Source organism: Lachnoanaerobaculum gingivalis (assembly GCF_003862475.1).
Lineage (GTDB): Bacteria > Bacillota > Clostridia > Lachnospirales > Lachnospiraceae > Lachnoanaerobaculum > Lachnoanaerobaculum gingivalis.
Window position 1 is genome coordinate 1 of sequence record NZ_RRCO01000012.1, and the last position, 627, is coordinate 627.

The window sequence follows — 627 nt, forward strand, 5'->3', positions numbered from 1 at the left end:
AGACTTCCCCTAGGTAGAGTTTACAAGTAGTTATCAAGCTGTCAAGGTTCATTATTAGTTGTTATTCAAGCTGTATACATAGCTTGCTGATATTTGATAGAGTATCATAGAACTCATCCTTATATGGGCAACTGCTACACAGCTTGAATGTTATATACCTTGCTGAACGAATTACTTTTGCAGCAATCTTTAGCAGTTTTAGACGGACAGTATCAATGCGTTGTTTTCTCATATTTGCAGATAACGCCAATCGTCTAAACCAATTAAATATGTTATAAGCAAGTGCATGTATTTGAAGCCTGTTGGCATTTACAACTCTTGTATGACTGCTTACAGAAGCAAAGTCAAAACCTGTTTTGCTTTCCTTTATGAAGTTTTCCATCAAGCCTCTTTTGCAATAGAACTTGATAAGATATTCAGGGGATGATTCCATGTTTGTAACAATGAATGTATANTACAGAAGCAAAGTCAAAACCTGTTTTGCTTTCCTTTATGAAGTTTTCCATCAAGCCTCTTTTGCAATAGAACTTGATAAGATATTCAGGGGATGACTCCATGTTTGTAACAATGAATGTATACATGTAAGTCATTTGGTTTTCAGGTTTTTCAACTTTACAGACAACACGT

General features: G+C 35.0%; 1 protein-coding gene and 1 pseudogene. Both read right to left on the bottom strand.

The window, feature by feature from the left end; genetic code table 11:
- Window positions 1-61: 61 nt before the first annotated feature.
- Window positions 62-454, bottom strand: a 393-nt coding sequence (locus EHV10_RS14445; protein WP_148092621.1) for a transposase, incomplete at its 5' end; no start/stop codon positions are given.
- A gap of 1 nt (window position 455) precedes the next feature.
- Window positions 456-590 (bottom strand): annotated as a pseudogene (locus EHV10_RS15475) (transposase); the annotation flags it as partial.
- Window positions 591-627 lie beyond the last annotated feature (37 nt).